Source organism: Mucilaginibacter sp., from assembly GCF_041663085.1.
Classification (GTDB): Bacteria; Bacteroidota; Bacteroidia; order Sphingobacteriales; family Sphingobacteriaceae; genus Mucilaginibacter.
This window is the reverse complement of the sequence record NZ_JBAZRC010000115.1, coordinates 1-15790: the sequence shown is the minus strand read 5'-3', so window position 1 is coordinate 15790 and position 15790 is coordinate 1. Positions and strand designations below refer to the sequence as shown.

Annotated in this window: 18 protein-coding genes; 9 read left to right on the top strand and 9 right to left on the bottom strand. The window is 44.9% G+C overall.

The window, feature by feature from the left end:
- The 4 genes from WC615_RS17600 to WC615_RS17585 form a co-directional block, all read left to right on the top strand.
- On the top strand, positions 1-655 hold a 655-nt coding region (locus tag WC615_RS17600), incomplete at its 5' end, for a DUF5687 family protein (protein WP_372979384.1).
- A 1-nt stretch (position 656) separates the two neighbouring features.
- On the top strand, positions 657-1403 hold the full coding sequence (locus WC615_RS17595) for an ABC transporter ATP-binding protein (protein WP_372979383.1): 747 nt from the start codon (positions 657-659) through the stop codon (positions 1401-1403).
- A 9-nt stretch (positions 1404-1412) separates the two neighbouring features.
- Positions 1413-1907 (top strand): N-acetyltransferase family protein, encoded by a 495-nt coding sequence (locus WC615_RS17590; RefSeq protein ID WP_372979382.1) that lies wholly within the window; start codon positions 1413-1415, stop codon positions 1905-1907.
- 196 nt (positions 1908-2103) lie between these two features.
- Positions 2104-2793, top strand: a complete 690-nt coding sequence (locus tag WC615_RS17585; protein WP_372979381.1) for a formylglycine-generating enzyme family protein — start codon at positions 2104-2106, stop codon at positions 2791-2793.
- 223 nt (positions 2794-3016) lie between these two features.
- On the opposite strand, the gene gltX is transcribed toward WC615_RS17585, so the two are convergent.
- Positions 3017-4537: a glutamate--tRNA ligase gene (gene gltX / locus WC615_RS17580; RefSeq protein WP_372979380.1), complete on the bottom strand. Its 1521-nt coding sequence runs from the start codon at positions 4535-4537 to the stop codon at positions 3017-3019.
- A 116-nt stretch (positions 4538-4653) separates the two neighbouring features.
- Here gltX and WC615_RS17575 point away from each other — a divergent pair, with 116 nt between their 5' ends.
- Entirely contained in the window at positions 4654-5109 is a 456-nt protein-coding gene (locus tag WC615_RS17575; protein WP_372979379.1) for a hypothetical protein, read from the top strand.
- Positions 5106-5600 (top strand): hypothetical protein, encoded by a 495-nt coding sequence (locus WC615_RS17570; protein ID WP_372979378.1) that lies wholly within the window; start codon positions 5106-5108, stop codon positions 5598-5600. Before WC615_RS17575 ends, WC615_RS17570 begins: the two co-directional genes overlap by 4 nt.
- Positions 5601-5609: 9 nt before the next feature.
- Here WC615_RS17570 and WC615_RS17565 read toward each other — a convergent pair whose 3' ends face one another.
- The 5 genes from WC615_RS17565 to WC615_RS17545 all read right to left on the bottom strand — a co-directional run bounded on the left by WC615_RS17565 (position 5610) and on the right by WC615_RS17545 (position 10676).
- Complete coding sequence (locus WC615_RS17565; protein WP_372979377.1) at positions 5610-6458, bottom strand: transglutaminase family protein; 849 nt, start codon at positions 6456-6458, stop codon at positions 5610-5612.
- Positions 6448-7185, bottom strand: coding sequence for a peptidase (locus tag WC615_RS17560; protein WP_372979376.1), 738 nt, complete (start codon positions 7183-7185; stop codon positions 6448-6450). The genes WC615_RS17565 and WC615_RS17560 overlap by 11 nt, the downstream gene beginning before the upstream one ends.
- A 17-nt stretch (positions 7186-7202) precedes the next feature.
- Positions 7203-8183, bottom strand: a complete 981-nt coding sequence (locus tag WC615_RS17555; protein ID WP_372979375.1) for a transglutaminase domain-containing protein — start codon at positions 8181-8183, stop codon at positions 7203-7205.
- Positions 8184-8198: 15 nt separating this feature from the next.
- Entirely contained in the window at positions 8199-9134 is a 936-nt protein-coding gene (locus WC615_RS17550) for an alpha-E domain-containing protein (protein WP_372979374.1), read from the bottom strand.
- Between the two features lie 93 nt (positions 9135-9227).
- Positions 9228-10676 carry a circularly permuted type 2 ATP-grasp protein gene (locus tag WC615_RS17545; RefSeq protein WP_372979373.1) on the bottom strand — a complete coding sequence of 483 codons (1449 nt, stop codon included), beginning with the start codon at positions 10674-10676 and terminating at the stop codon, positions 9228-9230.
- A 391-nt stretch (positions 10677-11067) separates the two neighbouring features.
- Here WC615_RS17545 and WC615_RS17540 point away from each other — a divergent pair, with 391 nt between their 5' ends.
- Positions 11068-11796, top strand: coding sequence for a GDSL-type esterase/lipase family protein (locus WC615_RS17540; protein ID WP_372979372.1), 729 nt, complete (start codon positions 11068-11070; stop codon positions 11794-11796).
- A gap of 12 nt (positions 11797-11808) precedes the next feature.
- Positions 11809-12585, top strand: coding sequence for an exodeoxyribonuclease III (xth, locus tag WC615_RS17535; RefSeq protein WP_372979371.1), 777 nt, complete (start codon positions 11809-11811; stop codon positions 12583-12585).
- A 5-nt stretch (positions 12586-12590) separates the two neighbouring features.
- Here xth and WC615_RS17530 read toward each other — a convergent pair whose 3' ends face one another.
- From WC615_RS17530 to WC615_RS17520, 3 genes are all read right to left on the bottom strand, one after another.
- On the bottom strand, positions 12591-12926 hold the full coding sequence (locus WC615_RS17530; RefSeq protein WP_372979370.1) for a hypothetical protein: 336 nt from the start codon (positions 12924-12926) through the stop codon (positions 12591-12593).
- Positions 12911-13057, bottom strand: coding sequence for a hypothetical protein (locus tag WC615_RS17525; RefSeq protein WP_372979369.1), 147 nt, complete (start codon positions 13055-13057; stop codon positions 12911-12913). The genes WC615_RS17530 and WC615_RS17525 overlap by 16 nt, the downstream gene beginning before the upstream one ends.
- Before the next feature lie 125 nt (positions 13058-13182).
- Positions 13183-14787, bottom strand: coding sequence for a Na+/H+ antiporter (locus tag WC615_RS17520; RefSeq protein WP_372979368.1), 1605 nt, complete (start codon positions 14785-14787; stop codon positions 13183-13185).
- Positions 14788-14940: 153 nt separating this feature from the next.
- Here WC615_RS17520 and WC615_RS17515 point away from each other — a divergent pair.
- On the top strand, positions 14941-15790 hold an 850-nt coding region (locus WC615_RS17515), incomplete at its 3' end, for an acyltransferase family protein (protein ID WP_372979385.1).

Genomic DNA, 15790 nt, shown 5'->3' with positions numbered 1-15790 from the left:
ACTGCGTAACAAACGGCCGCGCTCGGCCCTCATTATGGGCTTGTTCTTTATGTTTTACGGGCTGATATTTTACACGAACCCCAAACTGGGCGAAAGCTTTAAAATTTTTGTGGGTATGTTTATGACAGGGATCTTCATCATCAACTACGGTCAGTTTATGTTTAGCTGGCAGGCCTCGCATTTTGATGGCATACTGGTGAGCAAGGTTAAATTCACCGATTTTTTAAAAGCAAAATACCTGCTGTTCACTATTGTATCAACAGTAGCGTTTATACTCACCACGCCTTACGCTTACTTTGGCTGGCGCACAGTGCTTATTCACTTTGTAATGTACCTGTGGAATTTGGGTATCAATACCACCATTGTACTATACTTTGCCAACCGCAACTATAAACGTATCGACCTGAGCAAAGGCGCTTCTTTTAACTGGGAAGGCGTAGGTGCAAGTCAGCTGTTGCTGTCGTTCCCGCTGATACTATTCCCTTACGTAATTTATTTGCCGTTTAAGTTTATGGGCTATACCAACGTAGGCCTGGCGGTACTGGCAATAATAGGCGTAGCATTTATCATTACCCGCGACTTCTGGATCAAAAAGCTGGAAGCAGATTTTTACACAAAAAGATATAAAATAGCCGAAGGCTTCAGAAATAAATAACATGATTGAGATTAAAGACCTGAAAAAAGTTTACAACGGCGTAACTGTAGTAAACGTACCGAATGTACAAATAAACAAAGGCGAAAGCATTGGCCTTGTAGGTAATAACGGCGCGGGTAAAACCACCCTGTTCCGCATGATATTGGATCTGATCCGTGCCGATAAAGGCGAGGTGTTATTAAAGGGCGAAAATGTTGCCGGTGCTGAAGCCTGGAAAAACTACACCGCATCATACCTGGACGAAGGGTTCCTGATAGATTATTTAACCCCCGAAGAGTACCTGTATTTCATTGGTGGCCTGCACCAGCAAAACAAGGCACAGGTTGATGAAAAACTGGCTGGTTTAGCCGAGTTTTTTAACGGCGAGATCATCAACAAAGGCAAATACATCCGCGATCTGTCTAAGGGTAACCAATGCAAGGTTGGTGTTGGCGCTTGCCTGTTGCAACAGCCCGAGCTATTGATGCTGGATGAGCCTTTCGCTAATATTGACCCGAGCACGCAGTTCAGGTTGAAGAATATCCTGAAGGACCAGAACAAGAACCACGGCGTTACCACTATTGTATCTAGCCATGACCTGAACCACGTAACCGATGTTTGCGACCGCATCCTGCTGATGGAAAAAGGCGTGGTGATCAAAGATATTGCCACAAGTTCATCTACCTTATCCGAATTGGAAGAATACTTTGGCGTTGGGCAAAGTACTGCCGCTTATAATGTAGAAATTGATAAAGAAGAAAATCACTAATACCGTTTTATGTATTTGATAAGAGAGGCTACAACTGCCGATGTTGAAGCAATTTTGCAAATAGCACACCAAACCTGGTGGCCTACGTACGAGCCTTTACTGGGTAAAGAACAGGTGGCCTACATGCTGGGCGAACTATACACAGCCGAAAAAATCACTAAGCAGATTGCCGAAAAGCAACAAACCTTTTTAATACTTGTAGAAGATGGACAACCCGTGGCCTTCGCTGCCTACTCGCCACGCGAGGAAGATGCGGAGATCTATAAACTGCATAAACTTTATTGTCTACCTGCTACCCAGGGCAAAGGTTATGGGAAAATACTGATCAATGTGGTTGCCGATAAAACAAGAGAGGCCGGTAAAAGCACATTAGACCTTAATGTGAACCGCTATAACAACGCCAAAAGCTTTTACAAGAAAATGGGCTTTGAGGTAGTTTATGAGGAAGATATCCCGATTGGCCCATACTGGATGAATGATTTTGTGATGCGGAAGACTTTATAGAATATGTCATGGTGAGCCTGTCGAACCATTAGTAAAGCGGCGAAGTCTTCGACAAGCTCAGACTGACAGTAAGGCCGTCATGCTGAATTTATTTCGGCGTCCAAGCTGTCGCGAGTTTTCAACTTGTGATATTTCATGGCTGCAGCTTTCAGCCGCCGTAAGCTGACAAGCTTTTTAATTACCTACCCACACAAACATGATTCCCGATATATACAACCCAAGCAATATTCCCTCAATTCCAATGGTAGAGATCCCGCAAGGAAAAATTGAACTGCGTGACGACCGTACAAAACAAAAATGGACGGTTGAGATCGCCCCTTTTTTACTTGCTCAATTCCCGGTAACGCAACAACAATATTTTGAGGTTAACGATTCATCACCAGGTACGTTTAAAGGCGATAGACTGCCTGTTGAAACCGTAAGCTGGAAAGACGCGGTTACCTTTTGTAATTTATTATCGGCAAAGGCCGGGTTAAACCCTTGTTATTCCGTTGGCCAGGCAGAAGATATCATATTTGACTCAAAGGCAAACGGATTTAGGTTGCCAACAGAAGCCGAATGGGAATACGCCTGTAAAGCAGGTACAGCCGGCATCAGGTACGGCGAATTAGATTTGATTGCCTGGTATAAAGCTAACTCAGAAAAAACCAGCCATGAGGTAGGATTGAAAGAACCCAATGCCTGGGGGCTTTACGATATGCTGGGCAATGTTTGGGAATGGTGTTCTGATATTTATGACGAAACCGTTTACGGCTCCTACCGCATCATCAGAGGCGGCGGCTGGAGCGATGAGGAAAGGGGCTGTATGGCTACCAACCGCAGACGCAGCCATCCCACATCATTCAAAATTGATGACCTTGGGTTTAGGGTTGCAAGGAATATGTAAGAGGGCTTTACCCTTATTGCTGTCGCGGGCTTTCAGCCCGTGACACGGCAGGGCTGCAGCTTTCAGCTGCCGTAAGCTTGAAAGCTTACATTGTGCTACATCACGAGTTGCGCTGCGCTAAACTCGTGACAGCAAAGTATTATTCCCCGCTCGCAATGACGTGTGGGTACAAAAAAGGCGGATTGCACTGTGCAATCCGCCTTTAAATGTTGTTATAGAAGCGTTACGCCGTAAAGGCCTCTATCGCTTTTTCTATCCTGATGATTGTTTCGCTTTCGCCGAGTAGTTTGGCTATATCAAACACATGCGGGCCAAATTTGCCGCCTACCAGCATAATGCGGAAAGGCAGCATCACATCACCCGGCTTCAAGCCTTTTTCTTCGGCAAGGGCTTTGAATTTGGTTTCCAGTTCGGCGGCATCAAATGTATCGGGAGAGCTTAATACAGCGATAAACGCGGTAAAGAAATCGGTTTTAACATCTGTCCATTTTGGTTTAACTGCGTTCAGGTCGTACTCCGCAGGTTGCTGGAAAAAGTATGCTGATTGCTGATAAAAATCGGGTAATAAAACACAACGGTCTTTAACAGTATCGATAATTTTTAGCAGGTAGGTCTCATCTTTTACAATAACGCCTTTAGCTTTTAATATCTCCCAAACTTTTACTTTCAGGGTTTTGGCATCTGCGCGTTTTATCCACTCGGCATTGTACCATTTGGCTTTCTCAAAATCGAACTTTGCACCGGCTTTACTGATGCGCTCGATAGAGAATTTTTCGATCAATTCATCCAGCGTAAAAATTTCCTGATCGGTACCATCGTTCCAGCCAAGCATGGCCAGCAGGTTTAAAAAAGCTTCGGGCAAAAAGCCTAATTCGCGGAAACCCGGGGTTAGTTCATTGCTTTTAGCATCAAACCAGTTCATGGCATAAACCGGGAAACCAAGGCGTGCGCCATCGCGCTTGCTTAGTTTACCATGGCCATCGGGTTTTAATATCAACGGTAAATGTGCCCATTGCGGCATATCGGCTTTCCAGCCCAGGTACTCCCAAAGCAGGATATGCACCGGTGCAGATGGCAACCATTCCTCGCCACGGAAAGCATGTGTTATTTTCATCAGGTAATCATCAACCACCACGGCTAAATGGTAGGTTGGCATACCGTCGGCTTTTAATAAAACTTTATCATCAACCTGGTTGGTTTCAAAACTAACGTGGCCGCGTATCATATCTGTAAAACTCACCGTTTCTCCTTCCGGCATTTTTATGCGGATAACATGCGGGGTGCCCGCCTGTAATAGCTTTTCGGTTTCCTGCAAAGGCAGGTTCAGCGAATTGCGCAGACCGTTACGCGTGGCAAGGCCGTACTGAAAGTTCGGCACTTCCTTACGCTTTGCATCCAGCTCTTCGGCGGTATCAAAAGCGTAATACGCGTGGCCCTGTGCTACTAGTTTTTCGGCATATTCGCGGTAAATGGGTTTGCGCTCGCTTTGGCGATATGGGGCGTATTGGCCACCAACAACCGGGCTTTCGTCCGGCGTTATGCCACACCATTTAAGGCAATCTAAAATGTATTGCTCGGCGCCATCCACGTAGCGGGTTTGGTCGGTATCTTCTATACGTAAAACAAAATCGCCTTTGTGCTTTTTGGCAAACAGGTAATTAAACAAAACGGTACGCACACCACCCAGGTGTAAACCACCTGTAGGGCTTGGCGCAAAACGGACTCTTACTTTTTTATCTGACATCGCGCAGCAAAGATAACCCTATTAACCGTAAGCCAAAAGGTTGATGTAAAATGTGGCAGTTTACCTACAGATAGGCTATAAATAGTATATTTACTTCATCCTCCTGAACCATAATTATGCGGAATAATATCATTATCACAATAAGTATTTATATCCTTCTAAGCTCATGTACATCTGCTAACAAAACACCGGCCCTCTCAGATACGGTTTCAAAGCAAACTATTGCTAAAGTGGATACATCTAAAAGCTTTGAACAGCAGGTTTATTTTAGGATAGATAAAATATCATCAGGCCCCGTTTATGAGGATAAGAACCATGCGGATGTGTTTTACAGGATTCTTGAAATCCCAGAGGAAGAAAACATTTCACTATATGCCGAAAAAATTTCGATAGGTGAAGAGGGGGGCAATTATCAGTTAGTAAAAAGGATTAGATTGACCGATGAAAATTCAATTTTGCCGAAGTTTGGATTAACCAAAATGGATTCACTAAAGTTTGCGGATAGCGTTACGGTGTCGGGATATTTTAATGATAAAAAGCTGATTGTAAATTTAAACAACTTAAACAAGTGATTTTAAAGCTAAGTATCAGTAAGTTACTCCAACCCCTTATCAGGTTAATTATAATTGTAGGTGTATTATTTGTTGTTTGTTTTTCTTACGCCGGAGGATATGACCCTGCACTTTTGCCAGGATTACTTATTATTATTTGCATACCTGTATTGCCCACAATCTATCTTTTAATAGAATATTTTGTTGCGACTAACGGCTTGGTGACGGAGATAGGAGACGATTACATAAATGTGAAATATAGGAACGGGGGGGCGTTACATTACACATTCGATCAAATAGAAATTATTAAGCTATTTAAATCTGCAGGAATGGAAAAAGGGAGTATTCCATTTCAAACAGCAGAACGATATTATCATGCAGAAATTTTTACCAAGGACGGCAAGAAGATAATCCTTACATCTGTATTAAATGGTTTTGATAATGCGATGGATAAATTTGAAGGATTAAATATTGATATAACGAGAACGGTTTACTCGACTATTTATATTTAACCTGTTCGTCTACAAATACGTAACCCCGTCAAAAACCGATTTGGTATAATATATTGGCTCAAAAGCTTCATCATTCAGCATCTGGCAATCAGCCTTAACATTGGTGCAAAATACATCGCCAAATATGCTGGCAATAGCGGCATCGGCAGCGTCTCTGCCGGTGGCTATTTTAACCAGGCCGTTTAACGGAGCGAGTTTGGTTGCGTCGAACAGGATCCAGTCGCCGCCGATGTAGGCTTCAAAACAGGCATGAAAATCGGCCGGGACAAGGTTATAGGCATACCCCGTAAAGTACCGTGCCGGGATGGTCAAAGCGCGACAAAGTGCGATACCCAGATGTGCAAAATCGCGGCAAACACCGGCCTGCTGGGTAACGGTATCATAAGCGGAGGTTTCTGAATTGCTGAACCCGCTCAGGTATTCTACATTTTTATGAATCCAATCGGTTATGGCCACCACCTGCCGGTAGGTATTATCAATTTGCCCGAAGGTGTTGTTGGCTAAGCGGTACAGCTTGTCCGACTGGCAATACCTGCTGGGGTTTAAATAAGTTAGTACCGCCGGGTCAAACTTGCTTACCGGTACTTCCTGAAAATTGCGGTAATCTTTTATCTCGTAGTAATTATCAACAGTGGCCTCATATTTTATATTGACGGTGCCGGTATCGGTGATATCCAGCCGTACAAAGCGGTTTTCGCCATTGGTTGATGGTAACTCTTCGGCTTTAATGTAGGGGGCGATGCTTAGTTTTTCGTCTAATATGGTTTGGTGCGCTGTGCGCAGCGCGTGTACATTTAATATTAAAGTGCTGGGCGCCTTAACCTCATATCCTAACTCGGCCGAAACTTTAAACTTCATCTTTTACCTGTGGTAATTTTGCAAACGCCTTATCCATCCAATCTCCCGGGATATTTTGCAGGGCGCTTTTTAATTCATCATCCCACTGCGCCGATATACTGGCCATATCCTTTTGTGTATAACGCTGTTCTACCAGTTTAAATGTGCCTTTTTTGTACAGTATCACATCTATCGGGAAATCAACATTATTACTGCTTACCCGGGTGGAATCAAACGATAAAAAGCCGGCCTTTAAAGCCTGCCGCATGTCCGAATCTTCATCCAGCGTGCGGTTCAATATCGCCTTGCCATGGCCCGAGTTGCCTATTACTACAAAGGGCGCGCCAAGGCCAAGCTCAACCCAGTTCCCTTCGGGGTAAAGCATAAATAATTTATGCTCTTCATCATCCTTTAGCTGCCCCCCAATAATAGTGTTCAGGTCGAATTTAAAACCGGCTTTTTCCAGGTACGCCCTGTCCTCTTCGGCAACGCGGCGCACCTGCTGGCCAAATGCGTTAACCGCCTGGTAAAGCTTATCGTAAGTTTCGGTCTCTACCAATTCGTTAAAATAAACAACGGCCTTATCCCGTACCGACCGCAAACCGCTGGTCATGATAAACAGTGCGCCGCCATCTTTTTGTACCAGGGTTATCTTTTTTTTGATGGTGGTATCTGTACCCGAAGTAATGCGTGTATCGGCAATGGCTATTAAGCCTTCTTTAACTTTGATCCCTAAACAGTAAGTCATGACGTTTTTATATTTACCTATTGCTGCTGCTGTTGTTGTTGCTGCTGCTCAATCATCTCCATATATTTTGCGTAGCTGTTGCGGGCAATGGCCGTTGCATTTTTTGGAGCGGTTGAAACGGTAAATATATCTTTTTCTTCGTGAACCTGCCCGTCCTGGTAGCCTACAGACACGGATACCTCCAGCGTATGGCCCGCTGCGCCCTTGTAAACACCTTTAACCGGCGAGCAGTCGCTAAAGTTACGTCCAACAGCAAGGCGTACATGGTTCTCATTAGCCACGCAGTTGTTAGTCGGGTCTATTCCCAGCCAGCCGTAACCGGGCAGGTAGGCTTCGGCCCAGGCGTGGGTTGCTCCCTCGCCGCGCATACCGTCTTTGTTTGGGCAAATGTAGCCGCTTACGTATCGGGCAGGGATGCCAACCAAACGTAGCATCACCATTAGCAGGTGGGCAAAATCCTGGCAAACGCCCGCCTTTATTTTCCAGATCTCGTCAAGCGTGGTCTCCACGGTGGTTACCCCTTTTATATAATCGAAGTTTTTGTAAACATATTTGCAGAATTTTAACGCGGTATGGTAGGGTGTGTCTTCTGCTTTACGCTCGGCCTCTACTACCGGGCGCAATTCGCTCAGGCCTTCAAAGTATTCCTGCTTTAAAAAATCTATATAAGGTACAATGTAACGCAGGTTAAATAACTCGTTCCATTGCTCGGCCGAAAAGATATTATCCAGCGGCAAAGGCCTTGGGTGTGTAATGATAGATAACTGCGAGTTGATCACCATCAGGTTATGCGGCTCGGTGTAAGTAAAGCTGCCCACTTCGTTACCGTAATAATCAACATAGGTATCTACCTGCGGGTGGCCGCTTATTTGCAGGTCGTGTTTTAAAACATCCTGGTAAATGTCAACAATGGGATACAGGATGATCTTGTTGGCGCTATCGCGTACAAAGCCATCGTAGGCGTATTTGGTGGTATGTTGTATTTTAAATTCGGGCATAATAAATTCTATTTATCAGGAATTTGCAAAGTAATATTCGTTCAGCGAGTTGCCTATGCGGTACAAGTCTTCGCGCAGGCTGGTTAAATATTCGTGCAGGCCCATCTGGCGGATGCTTTTAACCGAACTATATTTGATATTGCTTTGCAGCTTCCCTATTTGAAATGATATCTCGCGGTAATCGTTAACGTTGCTATTGTTCTTCAGCCTGTCGAAATACCGCTGTATGTTGTTAACCGAATAGATAACCGAGCGCGGGAAATCATTATTCAGGATCACCTGCTCAATCACGTTATGCGCTTCCAGGCCGTCGCGATAGGTTTTTTGGTAAAGCTCATACCCGCCAATAGAAAGCAGCAAGTGTTTCCAATAAGTGATATCCAGTAGCAGGTCGGGATTGTTATTGATAGGCCCGAACTTTACATCGAGGATATCTATCGACTGAATGGCGCGCTCCAGGTATTTGCCAATATTCATAAAGCTGCGTGCCTGCCCGCGTTCCATGGTAATTTCGGCGGTGCCGTAGTACAGCATAACCTCTTTTATCAATACATCTAAAACGCCAATGGGGTCGTCCTTTTTCAGGCCGGCGACGATGCGGGGTTCTTTAGCGGTGTGGTAATACTCGTTCAGGCATTGCCAAAGGTCTTTTGGGATATGCTCCTGTACGCTGCGGGCGTTTTCGCGGGCAAGCGTGATGAGGTTGACAATAGAGTTGGGGTTTTCCTTATCTATCACCATATACTTTAAAACTGCGCGACTGTCGTCCCCTAATTTTTCGATCAGTTCTTCATCCGAGCCCGAAAAAATACGGATAACCGGCTCCCACGTAAACCCCGCAACCGAATCCTGCGACGAGGCGTAATTAGTCTTCAGCATCCTCAGGATACCATCGCTCCGTTCGATATAACGGCTTAACCAATAAAAACTTGCTGCTACCCTGCTTAACATATTTGCCTATTTCGGATTTCGAATTTTCAATTCGGATTTGTTTGTCCGATTGATCATTCTCTTGTTTCTAATTTCCTGACTCTATCAACTCTCTTAACAAAGCACCCACGTATCCTTACTCCCGCCACCCTGCGAACTGTTTACCACCAGTGAGCCCTCAGTTAAGGCTACACGGGTTAGGCCGCCGGGTACTATCTCAATGCCGTCCGGCCCGCAAAGGGCGTATGGCCTAAGGTCTATACGCCTTGGTTGCAGCACTCCGCCAATATAACACGGCGCTGCCGACAGGCTGATGGTTGGCTGCGCGATGAAGTTGCGCGGGTCCTTCAGGATCTCTTTTTTATACTTTTCTATTTCTTCTTCGCTGGATGCGTGGCCCATCAGCATACCATAACCGCCGCTTTCGTTGGTTTTTTTCACTACCATGCTGTTAATGTTCTTAAAAACGTATTCGCGTTCGTCGTCATTACTCAGGCGATGGGTAGGTACATTTTTGAGCAATGGCTCCTCGTTCAGGTAATACCGGATCATGTCAGGAACGTAGATGTACGTGGCCTTATCATCGGCAACGCCATTGCCTATGGCATTAACAATGGCTACGTTGCCTTTACGGTAAGCGCCCATCAGCCCGGCTACACCTAAAACGCTGTTAGGGTTAAATACCAGCGGGTCTAAAAAGTCATCATCCACCCGGCGGTATATTACATCAACCTGTTGCAGGCCGATGGTTGTTTTCATATACACCTTATGGTTGTTCACCACCAGGTCGCGGCCTTCCACCAGTTCAACTCCCATTAAACGGGCAAGGGTGGTATGCTCAAAATAAGCCGAGTTATAAATACCCGGGCTCAGCAAAACTATGGTAGGGTTACTGATCTGCCTCGGCGAAAGGGAAAGCAGGTTTTTATATAATATGGATGGATACTCGGTAACACTGCGTACGCCGCAGTTGGGTAGCAGATCGGGGAAAAGCCGTTTGGTTATTTCGCGGTTCTCCAGCATGTAGCTTACGCCCGATGGGGTACGCAGGTTGTCTTCCAACACATAAAACGTGCCGTCGTGGTCGCGTATCAGGTCGATACCTGCGATGTGTACGTAAACATCATAGGGTACGTTCAACTGGTACATTTCGCGCAAAAAGTGCGGGCACGAGTATACGATATCAATGGGCACAATACCATCCTTTACGATGAACTGGTTATGGTAAATATCTTTCAGGAAAAGATTAAGCGCGGTAAGTCGTTGTTTGATACCCTTTTCTACAAAATCCCATTCGGCGGCGGTTATCACCCGGGGGATGATATCAAACGGAAATATCTTCTCTATTCCTTCGCCGCTGTTGTAAACAGTAAAAGTTATACCCTGGGTCATGAACAAGCGCTTAGCCAGTTCTTCTTTTTTATTCAGATCCTCGGGCGATTCTTTGGCCAGGTATTCAATTACTTTCTGATAATGGTCGCGCACGATGCTTTTTTCGTTGTACATCTCGTCCCATACGCCATTTATTAGATTGTATTTTTCAAAATGCTGCGATTTGTACATAAAAACCTCCTTAAATCAGTAAAAAAACAACTATTTGCCACTCAATATGTTTTTTGTAAATAGTTTTTGATTGCGTTTGCTTGTTTTCTTGGTAAATTATGAAAAATAATGATTAATTGATGCAAAATTTATATTAAAATAGAATAAATATCTTAATATTTTGAAAAAAAACATTGCTGTTGTGTGGTATTTATGCCGTAATTGCAACTTATGATTGTTGAACAAGCGGGTTCGTCTGCAATCGTTTTAGTATCTTTTTTATCGAAAAGGTGAATAAAATATAATTAACCGGTAAGTACTTGTTAATTTATAGGCTACTATATTTAATGCTTTTGCTTGCTTTTTTAAACGGAGCATGTACATTTGAAAATCATCAACCAATACGCCCAAAATGAAATTTGCACTTTTTTTACCTGCATTATTACTAACAGCATCGGTACATGCGCAAACAGATACCGCCACTAAAGCAGCAGCCGCTATTGTAAAAGAAAATTTTAGTGATGATTGGGCCGACCTGCGCCATTACGAAGCAGAGAATAAATTGTTGCCTGTTCCCGCACCCGGGGAAAAGCGCGTAGTGTTTTTAGGGAGCTCGATCTTCGAATTCTGGAAAACACGCCTGCCCGGGTATTTTGAAGCGCATAAAAACTACATCGACAGGGGTATTGGCGGGCAGATAGCACCCCAGCTACTGCTCCGGTTTCAGCAGGATGTTATAGCCCTGAAGCCAAAAGCGGTAATTATACTGGCCGGGAGTAATGATATTGCAAGCACAACGGGGCATGTAACCAACGAGCGTATTTTGGATAATATTAAATCGATGGTAGAATTATGCCGTGTACATAAAATTATACCTATACTATGTGCCTACGTACCCATCAATGAATATCCGTGGCGTAAAGGGTTCCCGGCTGCAGAAAGAATAATAAGCCTGAATAAAGTAATAACAGCCTATGCCGCCCAAAACAAGTTGATTTTACTTGACTATTACAGCCCCTTGGTGGATGATAAAAAAGGGACGCGCGCCGACCTCACCATTGATGGCGTGCACCCCAATGCCGCCGGGTATAAAATAATGGCCAAAGTAACAGACGAGGCCATTGCAAAAGCATTAAAATAAACGTACTGTAAGATGAAAATAGCTACCTATAATGTTAATGGTATAAACGGCCGCCTGCCGGTGCTGCTGCGCTGGCTGGAAGAAACTGCGCCCGATGTTGCCTGCCTGCAGGAGCTGAAAGCACCCGATGAAAAATTCCCCGAACATGCCATTAAGGATGCCGGTTATAATGCGATATGGCACGGGCAAAAAAGCTGGAATGGTGTAGCTATACTTGCCAAAAATTTAGAGATCAAAGAAACCCAACGCGGCCTCCCGGGTGACCCGGACGATACTCATAGCCGCTACATTGAAGCTGAAGTAAACGGTATTACCATTGGTTGCCTGTACCTGCCAAATGGCAACCCGGCCCCCGGCCCCAAGTTTGAATATAAGCTGCGCTGGTTTGAACGTTTTACCGAACATGCCGCCAAATTACTTGCATCGGGCAAACCGGTTGTGTTAACCGGTGATTATAACGCTATACCTACCGAACTGGATGCCTATAAAGCCGAACGCTGGGTAGAAGACGCCCTCTTTCGCCCGGAAACACGGGTGGCCTTTAAAGCACTGGTTGATCAGGGTTGGACGGATGCCATACGCAAGCTTAACCCCGATAAGGTTATTTATACCTTTTGGGACTACTTCCGCAACGCATATGGCCGTGATGCCGGTTTGCGGATAGATCACTTTTTATTAAGCCCAGATTTGGATAAACTACTTTTAGCCGCCGGGGTTGACCGCAACGTGCGCGGCTGGGAAAAAACCAGCGACCATGGCCCGGTGTGGGTAGAGCTGGCAGATTTTTAGGTTTTTTAATCCAACTCTCCTTGCAGGCCCTCTTCTTCCAGGTCAAGGCGGTTTTCTACCTGGCGTATTATATCGTCATCAAATTTATCTTTGGTACGAAACTGGTGCAGCTCTGCCCGCTGCTGCTCAATAATGGCTGATACGATACTTCGGAAACGTGTTATCATTTTTTTGACTATCTTTTTTTGAGGCTCATTGTAACACGATTCTGAATATAATTTCAATTTGTTTTTTAGCAGGTCGAGCTTGTTTTGCAGCAGCGGGTTGCTTTTAAGATCGAGCGGGTAGTTTTCACCTAACTCTTCAACAGCCCGCTCTAAAAGGGCTATCTCAATTTCCAATACCTGCTGATCATCAGGATCAGGGTTGGACGGATGCCATCCGCAAGCTTAGCCCCGATAAGGTTATCTATACCTTTTGGGACTACTTCCGCAACGCTTACGGCCGTGATGCCGGTTTGCGGATAGATCACTTTTTATTAAGCCCAGATGTGGATAAACGACTTTTAGCCGCCGGGGTTGACCGCAACGTGCGCGGCTGGGAAAAAACCAGCGACCATGGCCCGGTGTGGGTAGAGCTGGCAGATTTTTAGGTTTTCTAATCCAACTCTCCTTGCAGGCCCTCTTCTTCCAGGTCAAGGCGGTTTTCTACCTGGCGTATTATATCGTCATCAAATTTATCTTTGGTGCGAAACTGGTGCAGTTCTGCACGCTGCTGCTCAATAATGGCGGATACGATGCTTCGGAAACGTGTTATCATTTTTTTAACAACCTTTTTTTGAGGCTCATTATAACACGATTCTGAATATAATTTCAATTTATTTTTGAGCAGGTCGAGCTTGTTTTGCAACAGCGGGTTGTTTTTAAGATCGAGCGGGTAGTTTTCACCTAACTCTTCAACAGCCCGCTCTAAAAGGGCTATCTCAATTTCCAATACCTGCTGATCATCAGTTTTATCCTCAGAAAGCGGTTCGGGCTTTAACCAGCGCACTATCATCGGTAAAGTAAGGCCCTGGCCAACCAGGGTAACTATTATGACAACAAAGGTTATAAACAGTATAAGGTTGCGATGTGGAAAAGGCTGATTGTTTAGCAGCAAAGGGATAGATAGGGCTGATGCCAGTGAAACAACGCCGCGCATGCCTGTCCAGCTTACTATAAGCGGGTTGCGCCACCCGGGCCTGCTTTGCGCCACCGTAATATATTGGCTGATAAAACGTGTAAACCATGCAGAAAATAAACCCGCGAACAACCTTATTATAATAACAACCGCCGTGATGATGAGCGCTATTTTAAGGGCGTTGGCTAATGATACGTCTTTTAACCCGGCAACAATTTCGGTAACCTGCAGGCCTATCAGGAAAAAGATAACGGCGTTAATAATAAACACAAGAGATGGCCAAACTGCGTTTGATTTTAGCCGGCTGCTATGGGTTAAAACAAAATGGTTTCTGTATGATATAAACAGGCCACCACTTACCACAGCCAGCACACCCGATGAATGCAGTTCTTCTGCAATGATATAGATGATATATGGCAGCACCAGCGAAAACGCGATATCGAGGTTTGAATTGGTGGGCAGCCAGCGGTAAATAGCATAAAATATCAACCCCAAAACCAGCCCGATGGCGATCCCCGAAAACGTAACCATTAAAAAGCCACCTGCGGCATTGTACCAGGCAAAATTACTGCTGATGATAGCTGCCAGTGCAAACCTGAATATGGTTAAACTGCTTGCATCGTTCAGCAGGCTTTCGCCTTCTAAAATGGCTACTATCCCCTTGGGCATTTTTATAAAACGTAACACTGACGTTGCCGCCGCAGCATCGGGCGGGGAAATAATAGCGCCAAGCAAAAAGCCCTGCGCCAACGAAAAACCGGGGATAAGCAAATGGCTTACTATAGCCACGGCCGTTGCCGTGAGTAAAACATAACCCAAGGCCATAACGGTAATAATGCGGCGCCATTTCCAAAGGGCTTTCCATGACGTGTTTTGAGCGGCATCGTACAATATCGGGGGCAGTATCACCAGGAAAACAAGATTGGGGTCGATATGAATATTGGGTATGCCGGGTATAAAGCTGCAGGCTAAACCAGCTATCACTAAAAATATAGGGTATGCTATTTTTAACTTATTTGCCACCACAACCAGGAAAGAAACGCTGAGAATAAGCCCCAGGCATACCAGCAATATTTCGTGCATTAAAAACGGCTTTATATGTTTACTGCAATATAAGATAAAAAACATTAGGTGTAATAGCCGACAGTTTATCCGGGCGGGCTTAATCTTATCGAAAAGCGTATGGGTAAATCGGTATTATTTGTTATTCTTGAAGTTATAACACCTAAAGAGCCAATGACCGACGAAAAGGTAAGCCCCGAAATTCTAAAAACCAAACAGCACTTCGAGATCCTGGACGGTTTAAGGGGCGTTGCCGCCTTGTCTGTTGTTGCCTTCCATTTTATGGAAGTGGCTTATTCAGATTACAGCCAAAACTTTATAGCGCATGGCTTCCTGGCGGTAGATTTCTTTTTCTGTTTATCAGGCTTTGTTATAGGCTATGCTTATGATGACCGGATTGGCAAAATGGGCGTTATAGAGTTTTTTAAATCGAGGATCATCAGGCTGCACCCATTGGTTATTTTCGGGTCGGTATTGGGTTTATTGGCTTTTTTGTTTGATCCGTTTGTTGGTCCGGTAGGATACGGCTTGGGTAAAACCGTGTTGATCTTTGTATGTTCCATATTCCTTATCCCCTTCCCGGTAATGCCAGAGCGGGTTTTTAACCAGTTTGGTTTAAATGCCCCGGCGTGGTCGTTGTTTTGGGAGTATGTGGCTAATATTTTTTACGCTTTTATATTGTTCCGCTTAAAACGCAGCTGGCTTTTTTTATTAACCATAATTGCAGCTGTGGTACTTTGTTTTGTTACCTACCATGCAGGCAATATTATGGGCGGCTGGGGCAAGGGTAACTTTTGGGATGGCTGCGCGCGCATCAGTTATTCGTTTTTAGCGGGGCTGCTTGTTTATCGCCGCCGCTGGATCATCAAAAACAAGCTCGGCTTTATGGGGATAGCCATATTGCTTATGCTGGCCTTTTTAATGCCCTTTACAAAATGGAACTGGGTAACCGAGCCATTGGTTGTTTTACTTTATTTCCCGTTATTGGTGGCGTTGGGTGCCGGGGCAACACTTGCGCCGGGGC

Bases quoted from the DNA above. Each gene is read 5' to 3' on its own strand.
- WC615_RS17545 (WP_372979373.1), bottom strand. From the start codon at position 10,676: ATGTACAAATCGCAGCATTTTGAAAAATACAATCTAATAAATGGCGTA.
- WC615_RS17590 (WP_372979382.1), top strand. From the start codon at position 1,413: ATGTATTTGATAAGAGAGGCTACAACTGCCGATGTTGAAGCAATTTTG.
- WC615_RS17575 (WP_372979379.1), top strand. From the start codon at position 4,654: ATGCGGAATAATATCATTATCACAATAAGTATTTATATCCTTCTAAGC.
- WC615_RS17560 (WP_372979376.1), bottom strand. From the start codon at position 7,185: ATGACTTACTGTTTAGGGATCAAAGTTAAAGAAGGCTTAATAGCCATT.
- WC615_RS17540 (WP_372979372.1), top strand. From the start codon at position 11,068: ATGAAATTTGCACTTTTTTTACCTGCATTATTACTAACAGCATCGGTA.
- WC615_RS17595 (WP_372979383.1), top strand. From the start codon at position 657: ATGATTGAGATTAAAGACCTGAAAAAAGTTTACAACGGCGTAACTGTA.
- WC615_RS17520 (WP_372979368.1), bottom strand. From the start codon at position 14,787: ATGCACGAAATATTGCTGGTATGCCTGGGGCTTATTCTCAGCGTTTCT.
- gltX (WP_372979380.1), bottom strand. From the start codon at position 4,537: ATGTCAGATAAAAAAGTAAGAGTCCGTTTTGCGCCAAGCCCTACAGGT.
- WC615_RS17550 (WP_372979374.1), bottom strand. From the start codon at position 9,134: ATGTTAAGCAGGGTAGCAGCAAGTTTTTATTGGTTAAGCCGTTATATC.
- WC615_RS17555 (WP_372979375.1), bottom strand. From the start codon at position 8,183: ATGCCCGAATTTAAAATACAACATACCACCAAATACGCCTACGATGGC.
- WC615_RS17565 (WP_372979377.1), bottom strand. From the start codon at position 6,458: ATGAAGTTTAAAGTTTCGGCCGAGTTAGGATATGAGGTTAAGGCGCCC.
- WC615_RS17585 (WP_372979381.1), top strand. From the start codon at position 2,104: ATGATTCCCGATATATACAACCCAAGCAATATTCCCTCAATTCCAATG.
- xth (WP_372979371.1), top strand. From the start codon at position 11,809: ATGAAAATAGCTACCTATAATGTTAATGGTATAAACGGCCGCCTGCCG.